Origin of the sequence: Dietzia sp. DQ11-44 (genome assembly GCF_014145205.1) — a bacterium.
Lineage (GTDB): Bacteria > Actinomycetota > Actinomycetes > Mycobacteriales > Mycobacteriaceae > Dietzia > Dietzia natronolimnaea.
Genome location: NZ_JAALEC010000063.1, coordinates 1 through 5,173 on the forward strand (window position 1 = coordinate 1; position 5,173 = coordinate 5,173).

Sequence of the window (5,173 nt, forward strand, 5' to 3'; positions counted from 1 at the left end):
TCGTGGATCGGGATGAACCGGCGGCGGGCCATGGCCCCTGACAGTTCAGTTGTCAGCCCCACCTGATCAGCCAGAAGGCGTGGTGCGATGGCTCCGGCGTGGGAGATCACCCCGACACCATCAGCAGTAACGGACAGGCCAGACGACCACGACGTACGCTTCACCTACCGAGTGCTTTCTGTGTGGGGACATGGAACCTTCGACAAGTCCCAGTTTCCCCTGTTCAGGAAGCACTTCGGTCTATTTTCGCCCAGCGATCCGCAGATCCCCGTGAATCACCCGGGCTAGGTCGGCATTTCCAGCACGCCAGGTTTCCCACGGGATGTTCCAGTCGCCCAGCCCGTCGGTCCCGGGAAGCGTCGGTCCGACGGTATTGATGACCTTGACCACGTCGCCCCGGTTGCTGCTGTTCTGGAACGACTTGGCGTAGGCGTCGGTGACATTGATACAGCCGTTACTGACGTTGGTGAAGCCCTGTTGTTCAACGGACCATGGGGCGGCATGTACGTAGATCCCGCTGTAGGACATCTGGGTGGCCCAGTTGACTGAAAGCCGGTAGCCGTCGGCCGAGTCGACCGGCACACCAAACGTCGATGAATCCATGATGAGCGATTCGTATCGGTCGCCGATGTAGTAGGTGCCGTTCGGGGTGGGTGTCGATGCCTTTCCTAGTGAGACCGGGCTACTGCTGACGACCTCGCCATTGATTCGGGTCGTCATTGTCTTGGTGTTGTCGTCGATCGTGGTGATGACCTCGTCGCCGATCGTGAAGTTGCTGTTTGCGTCCTGGGCTCCGTAAAGGCCTTCGCCCATATCGGTGCCGTAGATGTTGACGTCGACGTCGACCTCGGTGCCCGGTGCCCAGAATTCGGCGGGGCGCCAGCGAACCTCCGAGGGCGACACCCAGTAGAAGGCTCCTTCGACGGCGGGGGTCGTGGTGACCTCGATGGCGTCCTGGACGGCCTTACGGTCGCCGACGGCGGACTCGAAACGCACCGCGACCGGCTGCGCGATACCTACCGTGTGGCCCTGACCGGTCACCAGGCTCGCGCTGGTGGTCGAGTTCGGGACCACGGTGCTGAACGAGGACGAGTCTGTAATCGTCTCACCGTCGTCGTTAGTAGCGCTCGCCTCGATCGAGTAATCCCGGTTGTAGCCCAGAGTCTCGGTGGTGCGCCACTGGGAGCGTTCCGCGTTGAACTCGCCTTCGACCTCGCGGCCTTCTTCGTTTGTGACCGTGACATCGTCGAACGCACCGTCTGTCACATCCAAGACGATCGGTTCCCGCGGCGTCGCGGCCACTGTCCCATCTTCGAACGAGGTGTGAATGACGGCCGCAGCGGCGGGGGCTTCTTTCGGTGCAGCGGCCGTCGAGGTGTCCTCGGTATCTCCGATCGTGCACGCGCTCAGCCCTACTGCGGCCACCAAGGCCACCGCGACCGAGGCAAGCCGTTTCGCCGGTGTGCGCTCTGGTGCGGCTCCGCCTGCGAGCATCGCTTCTTTCCTCACCACTTCTCCCTCGAGTTCGTATGCGTTCTGACCGGTAGTTTCCATTCCGTCTTCGGTCGGCCTTGGTTTGCGCCGCCGACGACGTTTCAGGGAATCGTTAATGTATGAAATGACCGTCCATCAGCAGCGTAGGCAGTGTCCTGGTCCGCGGCGATGATGGCTTCGACATCACCGACAACTGGTCCCTGCTGCCACTCATCGTCGTTGACGTTCTTGCGCCAGGCGGTGCCGTCGGTATCGATCCCCCAGAGGGTGCCGTCTTCGGCTGCAGATATCAGCAGGAGTTCGGGAGCAGCTGGTACTGATGCGAATGTGCGCCCGATGTCGGTGCTGAGTTGTAGGCCTCCTGCGGTTGTGGCCCAGATGCCCTCGTCGGTAATCGCCAATGCTCTCGCGGCCATCTCGATGCCGTCGGTCCAACTGACGCCCGAGTCGGTGGACGTTCGAATTCCGTTGGCGGTGTCGAATCCGACAAGGGTGTTTCCGTCAGTGGTCAGGGCGTGAAAGTCGACTTCGCCGGAGAGGGATTTCGTCGCCCACGACTGGCCGCCGTCGACACTCTCGATGAGTCCGAGAGGATTGGGGGCGGAGCTTGACGGGCCAGGATGGCCCGAAGCGTAGAGGTTATCCGTCCCGGGCGCGCCTGTGAGCCCCATGAAGTCGTCGTCGGCGTCGCCGACGCGGGTGGTCGCGCCATCGGGGTTGAGGACGAAAAGCCCCGTATGCGTGCCGGCCAGCACCCTTCCCTCAGCATCGAGGTGGAGTCCGTGCACATGGTCAAGCGCGGGTGTTAATGCGGTGCCGACCGTCGATGAGGCGTCCCCGGATTCGGGTGCTGGCGTCTGCTGCGGGCTCGAACACGCGGTCGCGATGAGAGCCGATGCAAGGATGGCTATTGGGGTCCAGGCCCGCTTTCGGTGCGAAAGCATGAGTGCGTATCTCGTTTCTGGCAGGGACAAGAAAATGTGTTGATGCCCAGACGGTCTCCGGCGGGGTCGGACTGCCATCGACCCCGCCGGGAATGCGAGCCTTCGTTTTTTTACATGGAGTCGAGCATCTGCTGCATGGTGTCGATTTCCTGCTGCTGGGTGTCGATGATGGTTTGCGCCAGGTCGACAGCCGGCGGGTACGTGCCGTTCTCGACCTGGTCTTCGGCCATGGCCACGGCGCCTTCGTGGTGGGCGATCATCTGGTTGAGGAACAACTCGGCAGCCTCAGGGCCGGGAGCGTCGGACAACAGCTGCAATTCCTCATCGGAGAGCATGCCCTCCATCTGCGCCATGTCATGGTCACCGCCCATGTCCATGTCCATGTCCATGCCTTCGGGCTGCGTCGGCTCTCCCCACTGCTCGAGCCAGTCGGTCAGCTGCGCGATCTCGGGCCCCTGGGCGGCCTTGATCTCCTCGGCCAGCGAGGTGACGTCGGCGGGGACATCATCCTTGGACAAGATGATGTCGCTCATCTCGATGGCTTGCTCATGGTGGGGGATCATCATCTGGGCGAACATCACGTCAGCCTCGGAATGCTGAGCTGACTCCTCTGCCTGCTCGGTGGTCGAACTCCCGCTGGTCGCAGTGGTCTCGACGGCGGTCGTGGTCTCGCTGGCCGTGTCGGTCTCGTCGCTGGTGCAGGCGGACAGCCCCAGCAGGACCGCGGCGGCAGCGGCGGTCATCACAAGCTTCTTTCGATTCATCTGGGTTCCCTTTCTTCTGCGGACTTTCGGGCCCGCGGGTGGATCACCTTGCCGGTCAGGCGAGGTAGGACAGAGTGGTCATCATCCCGGCCTCTTGGTGATAGGCGTTGTGGCAGTGCAACGCCCACTGGCCAGGATTATCGGTGTCGAACTCGATCTCAATAGTGCGCATCGGCCGAATCGTGACGGTATCTTTGCGAAGCCCGCTGTCCGCGAGCGCGAACGTATGTCCGTGCAGGTGCATCGGGTGGAACATGTCGGACATGTTCCGCATCCGCATTCGCACCCGCTCCCCACTGTTGACCTCCAGCGGCGCCGAATCCGGGTGGACTTGGCTGTTGAGGGTCCACCGGTACGGCGACATCGTCCCGCCCAGGTCGACGCTGTGGTACCGATCATGACTTTGGCTAGACAGACGTACTGCCTCGCTGGGGGATAAGTCGGTACCCAATAGCGGACGCCGGTCCACTTCGACTGGTCGGGAATTTGTCGGGAGATCGCCCGCTGCTGTACGTACGAGGGCCTGCGCGTGACCATCCTTGCCTTCGGGCTGAGCGAACAACGGGAACACGCCGTCGCCGAGCGTGACCACAACATCGAACCGTTCACCCATGCCGATCAGAAGGGAATCGGTGTCCTCGGGAAGCACGGGAAAGCCGTCGGTGTGAGTGACGGTCATCCGGTGCCCGCCAAGCGCTACCCGGAACGCGGTGTCGGCGCCGGCATTAACGAACCGGATGCGCACGCGTTGGCCCCGCGACGCTCTCCAGACGTAGGGGTCGACAGGGAGTCGCCCATTGATCAGAAAGTGCGGGTAGGTGACATCCCCGGCGCTGCCGAGGATGGGGGAGATCATCGACCCCTCACCCCCATGCATGTCCATCATGTCGTGGTCTATCCCCTGCATCCCGGCATCTGCGGTGTCGGCACCGATGCCCAGATCACGGGCGACATCGTCGGGAGTCCGACCGGTCCCATCGAGCCAGTCGTCAAGGACCACGAGCCATTCATGGTCGTAGTCGCCGGGCTCGTCCGGATCATCGATGATCACCACTCCGTACAGGCCCCGATCGAGTTGCAGACCCGAATGTGAGTGGTAAAAGTACGTGCCTGGGTCTGGGGCGGTGAAGTCGTAGGTGAACGTGGTGCCTGGTGCGATCGGGTCCTGTGTCAACCCGGGAACCCCGTCCATGTCGTTGCTCATGGCGATCCCGTGCCAGTGCACGCTGGTCTCCTGTGGCAGCTGGTTGTCCACGGTGATCTGCAGCCGATCTCCAGCTTGGGCCCGCACCAGTGGGCCTGGCAATTGTTGGTCATATCCCCACGTTGAGACAACGCGGCCACCCAGATCAACATCGACCGGACGGGGGGTCAACTGCGCGGATACCACCGTTTGGCCGGGGGAGCGTCGCTCCTGTTCAAGCCGCCTCACGAGATCTGACGAGGCTCCCACGGGACTGCCCGTGGCTGATCCGGAACCAGAACATGCAGTCAGAGCGCCGGCGCCGGCGAGAAGCGATCCGGCCAAGCAGGACCGGCGGGAGACCAGCACGCGCGGCGCACGGCTTAGCGCACCTGCCCGCCCCGTGGCGTCAGCGTTCATCATGATCGACGCTTCGCGAAGTCGCGGTCCCTGCGGGAGATGCGAATGAGATACCGGAAGAGACGACCCCATTAGCAGGAGAGTGCGGCCCGCGCAGGTGCCGATGCCCTCCAAAAAGACTGGTCGCCAAGGCCAGAACCATCGCCCAGAAACCGAGTACGAACGCGATCAACAGAACGATGTCGATCCAGTTCACACCGTAAAGCCACCCCATCATACTCAACTCCTCGCCTGTCTTAGAAACTCGATTCTGCGGTGTGAACTGCGAGATCTGGGTCATCGTTTCGTCAAGATCTGATCAAGGTTCTTCTCTGACAAGCTCGACTCGAGTTGGGAGAGGCCTGGCCTGCTGCGGTGATCTCGGACGG

The 5,173-nt window shown here is 62.4% G+C and carries 5 protein-coding genes; all 5 read right to left on the reverse strand.

What is annotated here, in order from left to right; translation table 11 throughout:
- Positions 1–240: 240 nt before the first annotated feature.
- The 5 genes from G6018_RS01900 to G6018_RS01920 all read right to left on the reverse strand — a co-directional run bounded on the left by G6018_RS01900 (position 241) and on the right by G6018_RS01920 (position 5,085).
- Complete coding sequence (locus tag G6018_RS01900) at positions 241–1,554, reverse strand: Ig-like domain-containing protein (protein WP_182611233.1); 1,314 nt, start codon at positions 1,552–1,554, stop codon at positions 241–243.
- A 41-nt stretch (positions 1,555–1,595) separates the two neighbouring features.
- A complete protein-coding gene (locus G6018_RS01905) occupies positions 1,596–2,516 on the reverse strand; it encodes a F510_1955 family glycosylhydrolase (protein ID WP_347237767.1) in 921 nt (306 codons plus the stop codon).
- 32 nt (positions 2,517–2,548) lie between these two features.
- Complete coding sequence (locus tag G6018_RS01910) at positions 2,549–3,181, reverse strand: DUF305 domain-containing protein (RefSeq protein ID WP_107746683.1); 633 nt, start codon at positions 3,179–3,181, stop codon at positions 2,549–2,551.
- A gap of 76 nt (positions 3,182–3,257) precedes the next feature.
- Positions 3,258–4,808, reverse strand: a complete 1,551-nt coding sequence (locus G6018_RS01915) for a multicopper oxidase family protein (RefSeq protein ID WP_347237768.1) — start codon at positions 4,806–4,808, stop codon at positions 3,258–3,260.
- Positions 4,795–5,085 carry a hypothetical protein gene (locus tag G6018_RS01920; RefSeq protein ID WP_146166336.1) on the reverse strand — a complete coding sequence of 97 codons (291 nt, stop codon included), beginning with the start codon at positions 5,083–5,085 and terminating at the stop codon, positions 4,795–4,797. The genes G6018_RS01915 and G6018_RS01920 overlap by 14 nt, the downstream gene beginning before the upstream one ends.
- Positions 5,086–5,173 lie beyond the last annotated feature (88 nt).

Bases quoted from the DNA above. Each gene is read 5' to 3' on its own strand.
- G6018_RS01900 (WP_182611233.1), bottom strand. From the start codon at position 1,554: ATGGAAACTACCGGTCAGAACGCATACGAACTCGAGGGAGAAGTGGTG.
- G6018_RS01905 (WP_347237767.1), bottom strand. From the start codon at position 2,516: ATGGCAGTCCGACCCCGCCGGAGACCGTCTGGGCATCAACACATTTTC.
- G6018_RS01915 (WP_347237768.1), bottom strand. From the start codon at position 4,808: ATGATGAACGCTGACGCCACGGGGCGGGCAGGTGCGCTAAGCCGTGCG.
- G6018_RS01920 (WP_146166336.1), bottom strand. From the start codon at position 5,085: ATGACCCAGATCTCGCAGTTCACACCGCAGAATCGAGTTTCTAAGACA.
- G6018_RS01910 (WP_107746683.1), bottom strand. From the start codon at position 3,181: ATGACCGCCGCTGCCGCCGCGGTCCTGCTGGGGCTGTCCGCCTGCACC.